Below are 17,533 nucleotides of genomic sequence, written 5' to 3'. Positions count from 1 at the left end.
GGACGACAGTGGACCGTACAGGTCTTGTCTGGTTATTACCAGTAGTGCGCCAGAGATACCTCGCCCGCAGGGAAGTGTCAACGGCCGGCACATCCTCCGCTCGATCTTGAGTCGACTCCCGCCACAGGGTCCGTCACGCCGATCGAAGGCGCATACTGGTTATGACCAGTACATGGTGGCAGTCCGCCGCCCCAAGTTAAGGGTGACACCCGTGGCGAAAACGCAGCAGATCTCGACCAAGGGCATGCTTCCCAAGCACGCCCAGCTACGCGCCATCCTGGTCGACATGTGCACCAAGCAGCTCTCCCCCGGCGATGCGCTGCCCAGCGAACGCCAGCTGTGCGCCGACCACGGGGTCAGCCGCGTGACCGTACGCGAGGCCATCGGCCAGCTGGTCGCCGAGGGGCTGGCGGTCCGGGTGCACGGGCGCGGCACTTTCGTAGCCGAACGGGCCTACCGCTCAGAGCTGCGTCTTGCTTCCTTCCACGAAGACATGCGCCGACTCGGACTGGAACCGGGAACAGTGGTGCTGTCTGTCGGCCGCGATACCCCCTCGCCCGCCACCACTGCCGCCCTGCGCCTGCCGGAGGGGCGGCAGACCTGGCATGTGCGCCGCCTGAGGCTCGCAAATGGAACCCCGATCGCTGTCGACGACGCCTGGTACGACGCGGAACTGCTTCCGGACCTCGACGATGTCGACTTCACCGCCTCCGTCTACGAGACCCTGGCCACGCGCTACGGCCGCCCGGTGGACCGCGCAGAGCAGACAGTCGGCGCCGGCCCCGCCTCCCCCGACATCGCCACCGTGCTCGGAGTACCGAAGGGAACACCGGTGATGGCGTTCGACCGGATCGCCTACAGCGACAAGCAGCCGATCGAGCACGCCTACACGTGGTTCCGCGCCGACCGCTACAAGCTGCACATGACACTCGCCCACTCGTAGGCACCGCACCGCTCCCGGACCGCCGGGAGCACACCGGGCGCGCCGAGGCCTCCAGAATTCACAGTCGCCGACCGGGCGATGGAGGGACCTAGGCTTTTGTCATGCTCATGCAGGACATATTTGCGCTTACCCATCACCGACGCTAACGTCAGTGGTTATAACTGGTAATGACCAATCTTCCTGTTCTCCGCGGCACTACGCGGTCCGAAGGAGCCCGATGTCATCAAGAGCCCAGCGCACCATCGACGGGCCCGGCCATGCCGGACACATCGCCGAGCCGGAGGCCTGCGTCACCGGGCCCCGCACCAAGGTGCACGCCCCGGCAGTCGTGGACGCCCCCCGGGCCCCCGAGCGGACCGGCAGAGACCGGGTACCCGGCCGCGCGTTGCCCACCCAGCCCGCGGGGCCTGCACGAGCCATCGACCCCGCTCGCGCAGCATGGCCTGTCGACGTTGTGGCGTCTGTCCGCGAAACGGTCGACGAAGGGCACCCGCACGCCCTCCTGATCGAAGACGGCGGCACCGACGTGCCGGGGCTTCTGGGCATCGGCACCAGGCGACAGGGCGGCAGCGGCTTCGCGGACCACGAGACCGAAGCGGAGATCCGAGCCGGCCAGACAGCGATCACGTTCGGCCTGGACCCGATCCGCGGCCAGGGCGCGTCCGCGGGATGCCCTCTCGCCCTCCCGCGCTGGGTCCCGGACTCCGCGCAGCCGCCCGCTACCACCGGCACCGTCACCGGGCCACTGCTGATCAGCTGGGCCGCGTCATGACCGGTCCACGGCACATCCAGCCCAGCGCCATCGCGGCTTTGCACAAGACCAAAGGTGTGCTGCTGGACCTGGACGGCACTCTGGTCCTCAGCGAGGACGCCCACCGCCAAAGCTGGCATGCCGTCTTCGACGCGTGGGGCATGTCGGTCGCGGACAGCGAGTACGAGCAGTACTACATGGGCCGACGCCCCGCAGACGCCCTCGGCAGTATGCCGGGCCCCTGGGCAGCGGCCGACATCGAGCACATCATCGCCGCGATGACCGGCTTCCTCCTCGACCGGGCCGACACCATCCCGGCCGTCTCCGGAGCGGCGGACCTCATCCGACGCCTTCATGGCCAGGGCGTGCCGGTGGCCGTGGTGACCAGCGCCGGGACCGTATGGGCGCAGCGCCTTCTCGAGGACGTCCTGAAGGTCCGTTCCCTCGTGGATGTCGTCGTGACGTCCGAACAGGTCACGCACGGCAAACCGTCGCCGGAGGGCTACCTTGCCGCCTGCCGCGCGCTCGGTGTCAGCCCCCAGCAGTGCATGGCCTTCGAGGACTCCCTCGCGGGCCTCCGCGCACTGACTGCGGCAGGTGTCCGCGACATCATCGGCGTGACCACCACCGGGACCGCGGCCAGCCTCGTACGCGCGGGTGCCCGCTGGACGAGCCCGGACCTCGCCTACGAATCCATCCGCACGGCCGCGGCCGCATATGACGGGCCTTCGGCACTGTTTCGTAACGACCAAGAAGGAACAGGCCCATGACCACACTCGACGTTGCACTAATCGGTGCCGGGTTCATCGCCCGCACCCATCTGCCCGCGTGGACGGCCCTGGGAGCACGGGTACGCATCTACTCCACGGACGACCAGGCGGCTCGCCTGGCCGACGACTTCGGTGCCGTCGCCGCCACCTCCCTCTCCCAGGCACTCGACGGCGCCATGGTCGCCGACATCTGTACCCCCACAGCCACCCACCGGAACATCGCACTGGCTGCCTTCCGCGCCGGCGCGCATGTCATGTGCGAAAAGCCGCTCGCTCTCACCTCCGAGGACGCGCGGGCGATGGCTGACGCTGCCGCGCGCGCGGGGCGGCTTCTCTTCCCGGCTCACGTCGTGCGGTATTTCCCTGCCTACGCCACCGCCCGCCGGTCCATTCTCGACGGCGAGCTCGGCCGCGTTGCCGTAGCCCGCTTTACTCGCGCCGGCCGCTACCCGACGTGGAGCCCGTGGTTCGCCGATACCACTCTGTCCGGGGGCATTCTGACCGACCAGATGCTGCACGACATGGATGTCGCCCGCTGGATATTCGGAGACGTCGTACGCGTCCACGCGGCACAGCGCGGCCACCACACCGCGCTTGCCCACAAAGAACCCGTGGCAGCAGGCTGCGTCACACTCACCCACGCCTCCGGAGTGATCACACAGGTCCAGGGCCTGTGGGGACCGCCCGCAACCGAGTTCCGGTACACCTTCCACATCGCCGGCTCCAACGGCACACTCACCCACGACTCTCTCGCCCATCCGGCCCTTCGCCTCACCACAACCTCCCCGGCCGAGACGGACGGCGTGCCCACCGGCGACTACGGAGAGGACCCCTTCTTCGCACAAATCCGCGAGGCCGCCACCGCCTTCAGCGGCGGACCAGCCCCCAGAGTCAGCGCCGGCGACGGAGTCGCCGCCGTTCAACTGGCCGAGGCCGCACGTCGCTCCGCCGCAACAGGCAGAGCCATCGACCTGCCCGCCGCGACGGCCCCGCTCTCAGAGGAAGCCAACCGATGAAGATCGCCCTCCTGTCCTTCGCGCACGTCCACGCCGCCACCTACATCCGGCTGCTGCGTGACCGAACCGACATCGACCTGATCACCACCGACCCGGACGGCGATCCCGCCGCCCCCTCCCGCGGCAAGAACCTCGCCCAGGCCCTCGACGTGCCCTACGCCGACACCTACGACGAAGCCCTCGCCCAGGCCCCCCAGGCCGTCATCATCACCAGCGAGAACACCAGACACCGTCCCCTGGTCGAACGCGCCGCAGCCGCCGGCGCACACATCCTTTGCGAGAAGCCCCTGGCCACCACCGCAGAAGATGCCCAGGCCATGATCGACGCCTGTGAAACCGCAGGCACCAACCTCATGACCGCCTACCCGGTCCGCTTCCACCCCGCCTTCACCACCCTGCGGCACACTGTGACAAGCGGCACCATCGGCAGGCTCCTCACCGTCCACGGCGTGAACAACTCATCCAACCCGGCCCTCCAACAAAGCTGGTTCGCCGACCGGGCCCTGTCCGGAGGCGGCGCCGTCATGGACCACACCGTCCACATCGCTGACCTCGTGGACGTTCTACTCGGCGGAGAACAACCCACGAATGTCTACGCCCAGGCCAACCAGCTCCTCACCCAGGGCGCCGGGCCGGCCGACGTGGAATCGGCAGCGCTGATCACCCTGACCTATGCCAGCGGGCTGGTGACCACCATCGACTGCAGCTGGAGCCATCCCCCCACCCACCCCACGTGGGGCGGCCTTACCTTGACCTGCATCGGCGAGAAAGGTGTCGCCGCCTTCGACGCCTTCCCCCCCTTGCTGCGCGGCTACGACGCCCAACGAGCCCAGACCCGCTGGACACCCAGCACCACCGACGTCGACGCCGCCATGCTCGAAGCATTCCTCACAGCCGCACGCACCGGACAACGCGCCCACCCCGACGGGCAGAGCGGCCTGCGAACCCTCAAAGTCGTCCTCGCCGCCTACCAATCCCTCAGCAACAACCAACCCGTCGCCCTCACCACGTAGGTACTTGTCGTGGTCGTAGCCCCGGTCGGCGTAGAGGCTGTCGAGAATTCGGCGAGGCCGTCCGCGTCGGCCGCGCACCGGCGGGAGGTCATGCCGGAACCGAAGCCCTGTTCTTGGGGCAGGGCTCGCCGCGCATCCTGGCAGGTCGCAGGGGAGGCCAACTACTAACCTCCCTGCTTCGCTTGGGGTGGCTGAGCTGGTGTTTCCGTGATGTCGGTTGTTGGTCGCCGTGCGGGCAGGGCTGTGGCCCGACGCTCGGGTCGGGTGCTCCAGGGGTTCCTCGGGTCGTGGGTGGGCAGGGTCTGTCGTGGTTTAGGTGGCTGGTCTGGGCAGGCCCCGAGGCGGGTGAACGCGCTGGCCAGCTCGTGACGCCAGGGCCAGGTCGCGGAGATCCGCAGGCGGAGGCGGCGGCCTCCGCGGGTGATACGAGCGGCGGTGTGCAGCAGCCGATAGCGCAGATTCTTCGGCTCGACGGTGGCCAACTCGCCTTCCAGCAGCAGTGTTTGGGTCCAGGCGATCAGGTCGACGCCGGCCAGAGCCAGTTCGAGCCAGGCAGCGTTGATGGGAAAGTGGCGGGAGGGAAAGCGGCCGAAGCCGGTGGATTTGCCGCAGCGGATGCGGTCCTCGACGCGGGCGTGCGCTCGATGACGAACCTCCAGCTGCTGCAGGGATCCTTCGCCGTAGGCGGGGTCGGTGAGGAAGACCTGGTGGCGCATGCCTTCGCCGAGGTCGAACAGGGAGAGCTGGGCGCCGGGGTGTGGGCGCTCGCGCCGCACGAGGATGCGGGTGTCCTCGGGGTAGCCGTCAAGGTCGATCGCCCCGGTCAGCTCAGCGACTTCGGCCCCCTCGCGCAGGGAGCCGTCCTGTTCCAGCGCGGGATGCCAGAGGTGGTCGGGCAGGGCTCGGATTGCCTGGCGGGCTGGTTCGGTGACGGGATGTCCGACGGAGAAGGCGGCGCGGATGCCCCGGTCGTGCAGGGCACGTATGTGGTGCAGGAATGCCTTCGCGCCTCCAGCGCTGTCGGTACGGATGAGGATGTCGATGCCGTGGCGATGGGCATCAGGGATCTGGGCGAGCGCCTGGTCGAGGACGGTGATGTGGTCGGTGGCGGTGTTCGCTCCGGCGTTGCCCGGCCGCAGCATTCCGGCCAGGGCTTCGCCGGTGTTGTCCAGGAAGCACAGCAGCGGGTGGTAGCCGAAGCCTCGTTTGTAGGTGGCGGCTGCCTGCTCTTTTTCCGAGTGGCAGGTGACCAGGGTGGCGTCGAGGTCCAGGACCAGGCCTGGCAGGTCGCGTCCGCCGGCGCGGGCCGCTGGTATCCCTGTCCCGGTCTCGGCGGCCTGCAGCCAGGCGACCTCCCGGGCGGTGGCCCTGGCAAAGCGCAGGCCGGCGAGTGCGGCCGAGTCGATGCCAGCCAGTAAGCGCCAGGCCGTCGCAGTGGAGGCGACCGGGCCGAACACCTCCGTGTGGTCCCGCAGCACGGCCAGGTCCGCTATCGCCTTGCCGCCGTCGGCGAGCATGACCGCGAGATCGACCGCGATCCGGCCGGGGTCGTGCCCGGTACCCCGCGGTCGCAGTCGACGCAGCGCGTCCGCGAAGGCGCTGGTCAGGCCAGTGACATCGGCGAGGTCGGCCAGCAGGCGGGATCCGGCGTGGCTGACCACCCCGTGACCGTCGGCCGACACCACGAGCTTGGGACGCGACCGGGTAGTGTGCACGCAGAAAGTGCCTTCCTGCTGTGGTGATAGAAGCCCTAGACAAGCCTCATCTTCCCAGCTCAGAAGGCACTTTCGCTTTTCCGTTCAAGATCCGGACGCTGCGGCAAGTGAAACGCGCAGGCTAAGCGTTGATCACAAGGTCTGGGAGCTGACCGGCCCCCTAGCCTTGGGAACGGACGAGGACGCCAGTGAGTTGTGGAGACGCGCGGACGAAGCCGGATCAGAGCTGGATCTGGCGCTGACCCGCATTCGTCTCACTGGCCCTCCAGACGTGGAGGTGGCTGCAAGCGAGCTGCACGTTGCTCTGGGCGAGTTGTTGGAAGCGGCGCGGCCTGCTCGTGAGTTTGGCCCCGGGGAGAGCCGCACAGCCACGTATGCGGGGGCGCTGGGCTACCGGACTGAGGCCCAGCAAGCCTTCCAACACGCGGCGAGGCTGGCCTTGGGATTCTCCAACCAATCGCCCGCCCGGCAGGCAGTGACAACACCGCTGCCTATGTGACAGCTATCGCGCTTCGGCTCACTGGTACGGGCTCGCAGGCTGGGGCGCGGCTGCTACAGGTCGAACTCCAGGTCCTCGATGTCCGTGAAGCGGACCTCCTCCAGCTGCCCGGCGCGGCGGCCGCTGTCCTGGAAGTAGACCTCCTTGAGCCCCTCGCCGGCGATCTCCCGCAGACGCTGCTCGGTGGCGCCCTGCTCCTGGGCCTCGAAGAGGCGGGCGGCGTAGCGGGGCGGCAGGGCGACGGTCAGGTGCCGGAGCCGGTCCTCGTCAGTGGAGCCGATCGGCGCGGTGTAGCCGATCCGGGCGCGGGTGTCGATGACGATGCCGCCGGTGGTCGCCGCCTTCTGCCGGGCCTTGGCGGTGACGTTTCGCGTTGACGCGCTTGCCTCTGACCTCTCTCGGGGAGGCGTGGGGTGGGTCCGTTGTCATCGAACCCTGGTCATGCGCCAAAGGACCTTGATGGACGGGAGTGGTGCGTCACTGTGCGTCGGCCGAGGGCAGCCCTGTGCTCAGCGCTTTGGTCAGGACCCGGCGGCTGGCGTGCCTGAGTTCGCCGACCACGTGCAGGTCGAAGACGGAGTCGTCGCCCGGTTTGAACAGGCTCGTGGGCCAGTAGCCGAAGGTGTGCTCCGAGCCGAACAGGGTGCCCCGGTGTCCGGTGAAGGAGCGCAAGGGGTAGGCGTCGCTCGCGAGCTGCTTGATCTCCTTCTGGGTCATGACGGTCTTCAGCGCCTTACGGAATCTCGCTTGCGCGACCCCCTTCGGGTGGGTGCACTCGGAGTGGCAGCGGCACGGCGCGTCCGGGACAAGGCGCATACCGAACCCCTCGATGGCGGCCACGAAGGCCAGATGGGCGAGTGAGGGATGCCTGTGTGCCTCCAGACTCAGCGCCTCATAGTGGGCGCCGACAGCCGTGTCGAGTTCCCGGTCCGTGTCGAGAAGCTGCCAGGCGCCCGCCGTCCAGCCCGGCAGTTCGAAGGTCTCGGCGTCGGCCGGCACCTCTCCGTCCCCACCGGCGTCGTCCAGGTGGGAGTTGCGGGAGGCGCCGACCACGGCCGGAACACGCAGCCCTTCGGAGTCCTCGGTACGGCGCGTGGGGTAGGTGCGGGGAATCCACAGCGAGCCGGTGGCCAGCGAGAGGAGCGCGCACGCGCGGCGCAGGCACCGGTGGGCGGCAGACTCCACGGGCTCCCAGGCGTAGCAGGTCACCGCACCCGACGCGAGCAGCGGAAACGTGTGCCGGACGCCCGGGCCCTGATCGACTCGGTCGGGCGTCGGCACGTACTCGCGCATCATGACCCCGCCGGGGGCCAGGGCGACCGGGCCGAGGCTGCGAGGTCCTGCGAGGATGCCCGTGCGGTCGAGCCCGAACTGGCGGGGGTAGGTGCTGACGACGGCTTCCCACACGAACACCCGGTCACGGCGGCCGAGTGCCTCGGCGGCGGCGTGCACCGCACGCCGCCACGGCTCCACCTCCTGCGCGGACGCCGAGTCGCTGTCACCCACCACCGTGCAGGCGACGCCACCCTCGTGAGAGCGGATGACCAACCTGCTGCTGACCATCCCGGACAGCGGTGGGCCGAGCTCGACCGGGCTGTTTCCGTTCGATCCCTGAGCGGTCATGAACCTCGGGTCACCGAACTCTGCACTGACGTGATGGGCGAACTCATCGCCCTGGTCCCGGAAGCGCGCCGGGAAGACACCGATGTCCTGCTGCCACATCCGTCATCACCTCGCGCGTAGGTCCGGCCACGGAGCCTAACCGGGGCAAGCGATGCCGACGTACGGATTTCTCTTCCGCAAGCCGCCGGGGAGGCGGGCGGGTCTCCGCCGGTGTGAGTAGTCGAGGTACCGGGCACCCAGGTGTGATTGGTCATGGGCCTGGTCGGCGGGTTCGGCGTACGCCGTTGCATCTCGGCCTACGGCACGCAGCTTCGAGAACCGGGCCGGAGTCCGCCCAAGCTGCTGCCGGAAAAACAGGCCGCGCCGCACCCCAGGCGATGGGATCCTGCGGGGATGGGGCATCACTCCTACCTGGTCGTCGGCGAATACCAGTTCTTCTACACCCGCGATCACTACAACGAGGAACTGGCAGCGCTCTTCAACGAGAGCGATCGCGAGCTGGTCGTCGCCGACGCCGGCGACGACACGCGTGACGACGAGTGGGACGGGAAGGAGCTCACGTTCGGTTACTACACCACCGCCAATGCTCTACGGCAGCGCCTGAACGTGCAGGGCTTCACCTCGCATCGCGCTCTCGCCGACCTGGCAGAGGGCGTCGAGCGATGGCGAAAGACCTACGCCGACCAGAGCGACCTCCGCGAACGGGAAGCCCGGGGCGAGCAGCTGTACCAGACCCTCGCCCGGCCCCCGCGCGAACCCGCCGAACTCCTCGCGGCCATGGGCGAGGCGATCGGACCGCACCGGCCGCAGACGTCGTTTGCCACCGGGCAGAAGTACGTCTCGTACCTGATCGAATTGACCGCGACCGCCGAAGACGTTGAAGAGCTGCGCTGGTTCGTCGAGGGCCGCAGCCTCGTGCGGCTGATCCTCGACCAGGCCGCCGACCACACGCGGGTCGGGCTGGACGTGAGCGGGCTGACCGGCTGCTGCGTAGGCCTGGACACGGACCAGCCCATCGCCGGCCCGACACGTGAGAGGCAGCTCGCGGCCCTGCCCGACAACGCCCCGCTGATCGTGCTCACGGAAGGAAGCACCGACTCCAAGGTTCTCACTGAGGCGATGCACGTCACCCACCCGCACCTCGTCGACTTCGTCCGCTTCATCGACTACACGGGCACGGACACCAAGCCTCAGGGCAGCGTCGGGGCGCTCGCGAACATGGTGAACGCGTTCATCGCGGCCGGCGTGGCCAACCGCTTCGTAGCCATCGCCGACAACGACGCTGGCGGGCACGAGGCGTTCGCCAAGCTGAAGAAACAGAAGCTGCCGGCGGGCTGTCGGGTACTGCACTACCCAGACCTGCCCCTGCTGGCCCGCTACCCCACCTTCGAGCCGACATCCTCCGCCGTAGCGCTGACCGATGTGAACGGTGCCGCTGGCTCCCTGGAGATGTACCTCGGCGAGGACGTCCTGACGATCGACGGCGCACTGGCTCCGGTCCACATGGGACGCTTCATCCCCGCCGTGCAGCGCCATCAAGGGGCGCTGTCACCTGCGCACAAGGTCCTGGTGCTGAAGGCGTTCAAGAAGAAGGTGGAGGCGGCTCGAGCAGGGCAGCACAGCACCGGCGACTGGAGCGGCGTGCACGCCATCTTCGAGAAGATCGTCCACGCTTTCGACTGAAGACCCCAAGGAGCCACCTGTCAAGAGGCCGCCTTCGCGACGGAACGGATGACTTGCTTCCGGTTCTTCGGATCAGGCGGGTGGTGCGCGCGTTGTGGAGGTCCTCCGAGTACCTCGTCCCGGCCGTGGCTGTGCACGGTGACTCTTCGGCCGCCCATAAGGGAGGGCCGGTGCACATGGCAGAAGTCCGTCCGCCGGGGGCATCTGCTGCAGGTCAGGGTCAAATCGGGGCTGCTGCGCTTCAATAACTGGAGTAGCCGTACGTGTTCTTCGTCAGGCACGGCAGACGCTGTGCTCGAACCATGATCGTGGGGGTACGGTGTGGCGGTCACTTCGCTTATGGGTGATTCTGCTCGGTGTTTCGAGCGGAGCAGCGGCGGCGGCGCTGGCGGCATCGGCCTGGCTGCCGGTTGGCTGGACTGCTGTGGCGGCTGCGGCTGCAGCTGCTGTGACCGGTATTTTCGCTGACGAGGCGAGGACTGCTCTCCAGTCGCACCGGCAGCAACGGAGCGCTGCTCAGGTACGCAATAGAGCGTTGGCCGAGCGGGCGCAGCGGGTGCGGGATGTGACGGACCCGATCGTCCTGGGTGTCCATCCCTCTGCGGTGCGTCGTACGAGTCGTCTTGAGTCGGATCGGGTGCCTGCTTTCGTTGAGCGTGACCAGTTCGACGAGGTGGTGCGGCGGATCGTGCAAGGCGGCTTCGTACTGATCGTGGGTGATTCAACGGCCGGGAAGTCCCGCTTGGCCTACGAGGCCATGCGTGTGGCTGCCCCCGATTTCCTGCTGCTGCAGGCGCGGCCGTCAGAGGACCTGCAGGCGCTTGCCTCTGCTGTGTGCGCGCTTCGGCGCTGTGTGGTGTGGTTCGACGAGTTCGACCAATTCCTGCGCGCGGGCGGCATCACCCTGCAGATGGTCAAAGACATGGTCGCTGGCCAGGAACGGCAGGTGGTGCTCTTGGCGTCGATGCGCAGCAAGGAGTACGACCGGTACAGTGCGCGGCAGCGTGATGTCACGGACGCGGCTACCTGGAGAGCAGGCCGGGAGGTTCTGCTGTATGCCGCAGAACCGGTGGAGCTTGATCGTCTGTGGTCGCCGCGGGAGATCGAGCGGGCGCAAGGGGCAGGTCGGGATCCGCGTCTGAGGGCGGCGGCACAGGCATCCGACCGCTTCGGGGTCGCAGAGGTGCTCGCTGCGGGACCGGAGCTGCTCAACGACTGGATGCACGCGTGGCAGACGGGTGAGCATCCACGCGGCGCCGCCTTGGTGGCCGCCGCCGTCGACTGCCGGCGCATGGGATTGCACCAGCCCGTACATGCGTCACTGCTGGTGGCATTGCACAAGATTTACCTGTCGGCCCGCGGCGGGGCTGTCCTCCGGCCGGAGCTGCTGGCCGATGCGCTGGCGTGGGCGACGGCTCCGGTGCAGGGGGCCAGCAGCCTTCTGCTGCCTGATCAGGACAGCTATCTGGCATTCGACTACTTGATTGATTTCCCCGGGCTGCCGGCCGTCCCCGAACGCAGCTGGGAGATGCTGCTTCCTGCGGTCTCGGCGGAAAACGCCTTCGACATCGGCTGGGCGGCCGTCGACCTGATGCGGCCGACCATCGCGCTCAAGGCTTTCGACCTCGCCCGACGGCACGGGGTGCCAGATGCCGACTACGCGCACGCCATCGCCCTGGGCAACGCAGGGCAGCCCCTGCCCGCTGTACGCCGGCTGCGTCAGCTGCACCAGCAACGTGACACGCTGCTCGGCCCGGACCACCCCGATACCCTCGCGGCGCGTCACGACATAGCCCGCTACCTCGCCGAGGCCGGTCGGCTGCCGGAAGCCGTCGCTCTTCTGGACCGCCTCGCCCCCGACCGGGAGCGTGTCCTGGGCGCCCGTCACGCAGCGACCCTGGTCACACGCACCAGCAAAGCCCGGTTCCTGCGCGACGGCGGAGACGCTCCGGGGGCACTGCACCAGTTACGCGAGGTGCTTCCCGACCTGACGGCTGCCTTGGGTCCGGAGCACGTAGACGTCCTACTCGCACGCCAAGAACTGGCCCGGACTCTCGGCCGTGCCGGCCAGACCCGCGATGCTCTCGCCTCCATGACCGCAGTTCTTGAGGACCAGGAACGCATCCTGGGCACAGCGCACCCCCACACGCTCAGCACCCGTTTCGATCTGGCGCTCCTCATGGGCCAGTCCGGCGACCTCCAGGAGGCAATCCGGCAGCTAGAGGGGGTCCTTGGCGACCAGGAGCGCATACTTGGCCTGCACTCACGCACTTTGAGCACTCGCCACCAGCTCGGCAGACTCCTGGCACAGACCGGTGAGCTGAACCAGGCGCAAGAGGTTCTGTCCGCGGTGCTCATAGATCAAGAGCGTTTCCACGGCTCGTCACATCCCCGCACCCTGGCCACCCGCTACGACCACGCCCTGGTCCTGCGCCACACCCAGGGCTCGCAGGCAGCTGCCGCACTGCTGGCTGCGCTGGAGGAAGACTGCCGCCAGGCGCTGGGCAGCAGCCATCCACTCACTCAGACAATCGTCACAGCACGCCGATAACGCATCCCCGCAACATTCGTCTACGCCGGCATCGACGTCACCCAGACCGCCCTGTTCAGCGGAGTACGCAGAGCACAGCTCGCCGCACGCGCCTCCCTCATCGACTGCGCACCGCTGCCCGTCCATCTCGGTGACACCGAACCGTTCCGCGACCTGATCACCGCCCTGGAACAAGCCCTCGACCTGCACGCCCACCGCACCGGCAGCATGGCCAACCTCGCGCCCTACCTCCACCAACGCACCGCCGGACACATCGGCAGCCTCTCCCGCCTGATCCGCCAAGCCGCCATCGAAGCCCTCCTGGACGGAAGCGAACGCATCACCAAGGCATCACTCGACGCGATCCAGCTCGCCCCCCCCTCGCCGAAGAGCACTACCGCCCCCGCACCCCCACCCGCCGCACCCGGCGCAGCACGTGACCGCCCCCTACACCGCAGCCCCCGTCCCGCCGCCGGCCTCAGCCCCCGCCTACGCGCCACGGCCCGCTCCCGGCGCTCTGCGCCTGCGGCCACTGCCCGGCGAAGTGACCGCCTCCTACCTCGCCCGCCTCGCCAGCGCCTACCGGATGCCACTCACCCACCTGCTCGACGGCCTCGGCATCCGCCTTTCCCCCGGCCCCGACACAAGACCGCCCGGCAGCGAACTCACGCTCACGGCCACCGCCCAGCAGTACCTGGCCGCGTTCACCCGCATCCCCCACCCCCACCTGCGCCGTGCGCTGCCCTGCTTGTCCCCGACCGACCGCCCCCACACGAGCGATCCCACCGGCGAAACAGCAACCGCACTCTGGCAGCACACGCCGCCTGCCCTCCAGCCCGTCCGCGCCTGCACCGTGTGCGTCAAGCACCGAACCCCTGACGCCATCGCCACAACCGCGTGGATCTACCCGCAACCGCCCCACGTGCTGCTGTGCATCCGGCACCAGCAGGCCTCATCCGACCCTCGCCACACCACCCCACTCGGCATCCGGACCCTGCCCGAAGTCGCCCACACCCACCGCCGCCTCGCCCGCGCCGTCTCAGCCGCACCAGCCCTCACCTGGGCTGCCACGATCACCACCCGCTGGTACGACCACCAGCAACACCTGGCCACCCGCTGGCAGACACGCCTGGCCGCCCTCACCGCCGCCAACCCCCACACCTGCGACGGCCCCGCCTCTCCCACCCTGACCTGCCGCAGCCTGGTCACCTACCCCGAAACCCTCACCCTCGCCCAAGCCCTCGCGGCCTCCCCCACCGCACCCTGACCCGCACTCAACAGGCCCGCTTCCTCCACGACCTGGCCCAGCAGCTCGAACTCCCCCACCTCACACCCGCCACCCACGATCCCCTCCTCACGCGCCTCAACTCCTGCTGAAACAGGCCGCACCCGCCGCTCCGGCAAGCACACCAGCCGCAGGAAACCTGGTGCACGGCATGCGGGTGCCCGGGACCATGGCTCTGTGAACGCCAGGAACACCACGGCAGCCAGCCAGGACTTGGTCCGGATCGCCGAGCTCGCCCCCCAGGCCGACGATCGCGTGGTCCGCCAGCACGTCATCTCCCAGGTCCTGCTACGGGAGTTCGCCACGCCGGCCAAGCGGGGCTGCGGCCTGCACGTACAGCCCTACGACCTGCAGCACCCTCAGCGGCGACTCAAAAGCCGGGCCCCGCGAGGCGTGGGCCAGATTGAGAACTTCGTTCCGTACGCCTCCGCATCGATGGAAGCACAGTGGGGCGCGGTCGAACAGGAACTCCCCGAGGTCTTCACCGCTGTGAAACGGGGCAACGCACTCGGTGATCCGCACGTCCGCACAGTTCTACGTGATCTGGTCGCACTCCACTACGTCCGCTCCCAGCACTACCGCGACCTCTTCCACCGCGTCTTCGCCGAGGCCTACCAGCAACGGCGCGGCTGGCTGCTGACCGAAGGACAGGAACTGCTGCGGACCGCCTCGCTGCACCGCACCGGCCTGCACACCACCGGACCGCAAGGCATCGCTCTGCGCGCCGACCAGGTTCTCAGCCCCATGCTCGCGGCCTATCGCAGCGGAGCCCTGCTCCGCGTACGCATCGAGGACTCATTCAACAAGGCCCGCGAGCTCATGGCCCAGTGGTCCCTGGAAATCCTCGAGCCCGAGGACGGCGAGTTCCTGATCGGTGACAACCCCTCCCTGACTGTGCGCTACGAGGGCACGAACCTCCTGTACAGCATGGCACTCGGGGACTCCCACACCACCGTGCTCCCCATCGGCCCCCGCCACATACTCGCCCTCGGGCCGGCCGACGTCCACGGCCGCATCCCCAAACACCTGGTCGACCACATGAACGTGCTGCAGCTCAAAGCCGCCCGCCGATACGCCTACACACGCCCCGGCAGCCCCCTCGCCGCACTCATCCGCGAGATAGGCCCGCGCTGGATCGCCGACCACCCCCTCCAGTAGCGGCGTAGCCGCCGCACCATGCACCCCTGACTCAGAACATCGACCGCTCCAAGGCCCGGACAGCGCGCTCCGAGGTTCAGCGCCTGCCTACTACACGTGATCAACACACCAAGTGCATCAAGACGCGCCAAAACAACTGCACACCAACGACCACTCCACCCAACCCAACTGAGCAGGGGACGAAAACCCCAAGTCAAACCCTTGAAAGCCGACTCCAAGCCGCCGACAGCCCCAGGGGAAACCACCCTCACGCCACAACGCCAGCGACGTACCGCTCAGCCAAACTGCACAACCCCACCACACAAATGAAACTGCGCAGCGCTCAGCGAACCTGCGCGCCGCCCGGCAGCTGCCGTTCACGCCAGGTTCCTCCTGGTAGCGCCCTGGACCACTCACGAACCCGGTGGCGGGGCCGCGCCCGGCGCCGGGTTGAATACCCCAGTTGGGCGCCTCGACGAGGCTGCCGCAGTGCATCGGATGAAACTCAGGGGTGGGGAATGCCGAACGGTCGGATGGCGCGTGGTGCAGTGGCGGTCTGCGCGGCCGTGGTGATGAGTACGGCGGTGGGGTGCGGGGGCGCGAGTGACACCCGTGCCGCAGGGAAGCCGGCGGCGAGCGGATCCCGCGGACATTCAGCGACCGTGGGGACTGCCGCCCCGGAGACGACAGGGAAGCCCAGCACGTCGCCGTACGTGCTGCCCACCGGCACGCCCGCGGCCCGCAGCGGACCGGAGAGCCGAAACAGCTCCCGCCTGGTGAACCAGCGGGAGATCGACTCGTACGTGCTCGGACTCAAGGACGTGCCGGGCAGCGAGATCGCCACCAACGCGGGCCGCACGACTGCCGGGACGGAGATGCCGGTCCGCTTGTTCACGGGCAACCTGCCGCGGATCTCGCCGTCGAGCTGCCAGCACGTCTACGAGAACAGCCAGCAGGCCGGCGCCTACCGCCAGTACGCCCGCACCGACAACATCATCAGCGGGCACGGCACCGCCCTCCATGTGGCCCTGATCGCATACCGCCCGGCAGACGCCCACAAAGTACTCGCCGACCTGCGGGCGGCGCTGCCCGGATGCACGTCGTACGCCGGACCGGTCGACATGACCCAGGGTTTTGAACACCCCCAGCTGCTGCCGGACCCGCACCTGGGCGACGAGGCCCTCGAATACGGGATCATGGAGAAGATCAGCGACGAGCAGGGCACGGTGCGCGCCCCCTTCCACTACCTGCTGGTCCGCAAGGGCTCCGTCATCGCCTGGTTCGAAGTACAAGCCCTCCCCGGTGAGACGGTGGCACTGCCCATGCACGTGATCAACACCCAACTCGCCAACCTGCCCTGACCCACCCACGAGCCCGACAGGCCACCGGCGCTCCCCGGCCAGGCCATCCGATGGCCCCCGGCGCCACGCACTCGAGCCCGGACGTAGGCCAGCCCGTCAATGTCCAGCTCGAACACCTCCGTGTACTAGGCACAGATCCCGTCGCCCGTACAGGTGCCTGATCGTCGAGGCCAGCGGCAGGGCTGGGGTAAGGCACGCCGCACAGGCCATCTGGCGCTGGACGGAGGTGGCGGGGGGCGCGACACGGCTGGCTCAGTCCGCGTCGGTGGTCCCGTCCTGGTCCACCGGGGATGCAAGACGTTCCGGATGCTCGTAGTAGTCGCTGATCCGCCCGAGCAGCTCCCGCAGCTCCGGGTCCTCTTCAGCGGCATGCAGGAGCGCGGCGTACTCCTCCAGCTGCTCGGCCAGTTCCTCCTCAACGGCCCGCACGGCCTGAAGTGCGCGTTCCTCGATCGCCTGCGGAAGGGCGCCGCCAACCAGGGTCCCGCCCCCGAGCACAAGGTCGAGGACGCCCCCCCGGCAGGTCCCGCAGGGCGCGGCCCTTGTTCTTGTCTTTCTTGGTCAGGATGGGTGGTGCGACAGCCTGCCCATTCGCGAAGTCGGCGTCGTCCAGATGTTCCAGGGCATCCCGAAGGGTCTTCAGGAACGGATCTTCCGGGCGGGGCTGTTGTCCTAGTTCCCGGCGCAGCCGGGCGTTCCAGCGTTCCAACTGGTGTGCAGCCCAGATCAGTTGATGCTCTTCGGCCCACTGGGTCCGGAAGTTCACCTCAAGCACATACAGCGGAGGACTCCAGTCCTCCATCCGGTCGTAGTTCCGGCTGTCCTGCTCTGCCGTATGCCGGATGGTCCGCGCCCGTGCCGCCTGCCGCAGCACCGCCTCGGCCTACGTGCGCACGAAGACCCGGGCCTGCTCTCGCTCTCGCTCACCCGCCGAGGCTATGCGAGGGTGCTCGCGCCGACCAGACCGGCGAGCGCTGTCCCGCCCCGTCGCACGGGGCCGGGACAGCGAGGCGGGCCCGGTCAGGCGAGAGTGAGCCGGTTGGACCTCATGTCAGGATGGGGACAGCACAGCGCCGATGCGGTGGGCAAAGCCAACGACCGGAAGCTGCCCCCAACGGATGCGGCACCCAACTCCCGCTGGAGGTGCCTGGATCGCCCCGCTCCAGACCGACGGAGACCTGCCGCGGAAAGCCACTTCGGGGTCCGG

The 17,533-nt window shown here is 68.6% G+C and carries 12 protein-coding genes and 4 pseudogenes; 11 read left to right on the top strand and 5 right to left on the bottom strand.

The genetic code is table 11. The features are described from left to right. Positions 1–211: 211 nt before the first annotated feature. From Q8A52_RS42555 to Q8A52_RS42535, 5 genes are all read left to right on the top strand, one after another. Positions 212–943, top strand: coding sequence for a GntR family transcriptional regulator (locus Q8A52_RS42555; RefSeq protein WP_316762457.1), 732 nt, complete (start codon positions 212–214; stop codon positions 941–943). Positions 944–1,160: 217 nt separating this feature from the next. Continuing rightward, entirely contained in the window at positions 1,161–1,715 is a 555-nt protein-coding gene (locus tag Q8A52_RS42550) for a hypothetical protein (protein ID WP_316762454.1), read from the top strand. Continuing rightward, entirely contained in the window at positions 1,712–2,464 is a 753-nt protein-coding gene (locus Q8A52_RS42545; RefSeq protein WP_316762451.1) for an HAD family hydrolase, read from the top strand. The genes Q8A52_RS42550 and Q8A52_RS42545 overlap by 4 nt, the downstream gene beginning before the upstream one ends. Next, positions 2,461–3,480 (top strand): Gfo/Idh/MocA family protein, encoded by a 1,020-nt coding sequence (locus Q8A52_RS42540; RefSeq protein WP_316762448.1) that lies wholly within the window; start codon positions 2,461–2,463, stop codon positions 3,478–3,480. The genes Q8A52_RS42545 and Q8A52_RS42540 overlap by 4 nt, the downstream gene beginning before the upstream one ends. Beyond that, positions 3,477–4,493: a Gfo/Idh/MocA family protein gene (locus tag Q8A52_RS42535; RefSeq protein ID WP_316762445.1), complete on the top strand. Its 1,017-nt coding sequence runs from the start codon at positions 3,477–3,479 to the stop codon at positions 4,491–4,493. The genes Q8A52_RS42540 and Q8A52_RS42535 overlap by 4 nt, the downstream gene beginning before the upstream one ends. On the opposite strand, the pseudogene Q8A52_RS42530 reads toward Q8A52_RS42535, so the two are convergent. From Q8A52_RS42530 to Q8A52_RS42515, 4 genes and pseudogenes are all read right to left on the bottom strand, one after another. Continuing rightward, positions 4,488–4,580, bottom strand: a pseudogene (locus Q8A52_RS42530) (IS5/IS1182 family transposase); the annotation flags it as partial. The gene Q8A52_RS42535 and the pseudogene Q8A52_RS42530 sit on opposite strands and share 6 nt — an antisense overlap. Positions 4,581–4,819: 239 nt before the next feature. After that, positions 4,820–6,208 (bottom strand): annotated as a pseudogene (locus tag Q8A52_RS42525) (IS1380 family transposase); the annotation flags it as partial. 552 nt (positions 6,209–6,760) lie between these two features. After that, a pseudogene (gene tpg, locus Q8A52_RS42520) lies at positions 6,761–7,072 on the bottom strand (telomere-protecting terminal protein Tpg); the annotation flags it as partial. Positions 7,073–7,184: 112 nt separating this feature from the next. Continuing rightward, entirely contained in the window at positions 7,185–8,429 is a 1,245-nt protein-coding gene (locus tag Q8A52_RS42515; protein ID WP_316762443.1) for a hypothetical protein, read from the bottom strand. Between the two features lie 294 nt (positions 8,430–8,723). Here Q8A52_RS42515 and Q8A52_RS42510 point away from each other — a divergent pair, with 294 nt between their 5' ends. From Q8A52_RS42510 to Q8A52_RS42485, 6 genes and pseudogenes are all read left to right on the top strand, one after another. Next, positions 8,724–10,013 (top strand): HEPN/Toprim-associated domain-containing protein, encoded by a 1,290-nt coding sequence (locus Q8A52_RS42510; RefSeq protein ID WP_316762441.1) that lies wholly within the window; start codon positions 8,724–8,726, stop codon positions 10,011–10,013. Positions 10,014–10,356: 343 nt separating this feature from the next. Beyond that, positions 10,357–12,564, top strand: a complete 2,208-nt coding sequence (locus Q8A52_RS42505) for a tetratricopeptide repeat protein (RefSeq protein WP_316762438.1) — start codon at positions 10,357–10,359, stop codon at positions 12,562–12,564. Continuing rightward, positions 12,565–12,983: pseudogene (locus tag Q8A52_RS42500) on the top strand (ATP/GTP-binding protein); the annotation flags it as partial. After that, on the top strand, positions 12,980–13,810 hold the full coding sequence (locus Q8A52_RS42495) for a TniQ family protein (protein ID WP_316762436.1): 831 nt from the start codon (positions 12,980–12,982) through the stop codon (positions 13,808–13,810). The pseudogene Q8A52_RS42500 and the gene Q8A52_RS42495, both read left to right, overlap by 4 nt. A gap of 195 nt (positions 13,811–14,005) precedes the next feature. Beyond that, positions 14,006–14,986 (top strand): DUF4238 domain-containing protein, encoded by a 981-nt coding sequence (locus Q8A52_RS42490; protein WP_316762433.1) that lies wholly within the window; start codon positions 14,006–14,008, stop codon positions 14,984–14,986. A gap of 641 nt (positions 14,987–15,627) precedes the next feature. Continuing rightward, entirely contained in the window at positions 15,628–16,326 is a 699-nt protein-coding gene (locus Q8A52_RS42485; protein WP_316762431.1) for a hypothetical protein, read from the top strand. 252 nt (positions 16,327–16,578) lie between these two features. Here Q8A52_RS42485 and Q8A52_RS42480 read toward each other — a convergent pair whose 3' ends face one another. Continuing rightward, a complete protein-coding gene (locus Q8A52_RS42480; protein WP_316762428.1) occupies positions 16,579–16,755 on the bottom strand; it encodes a hypothetical protein in 177 nt (58 codons plus the stop codon). Positions 16,756–17,533: the final 778 nt, after the last annotated feature.

Origin of the sequence: Streptomyces herbicida (assembly GCF_032656585.1) — a bacterium.
GTDB classification, from domain to species: Bacteria; Actinomycetota; Actinomycetes; order Streptomycetales; family Streptomycetaceae; genus Streptomyces; species Streptomyces herbicida.
The sequence above is the reverse complement of the archived record's forward strand: the minus strand, read 5'-3'. Positions and strand labels throughout refer to the sequence as shown.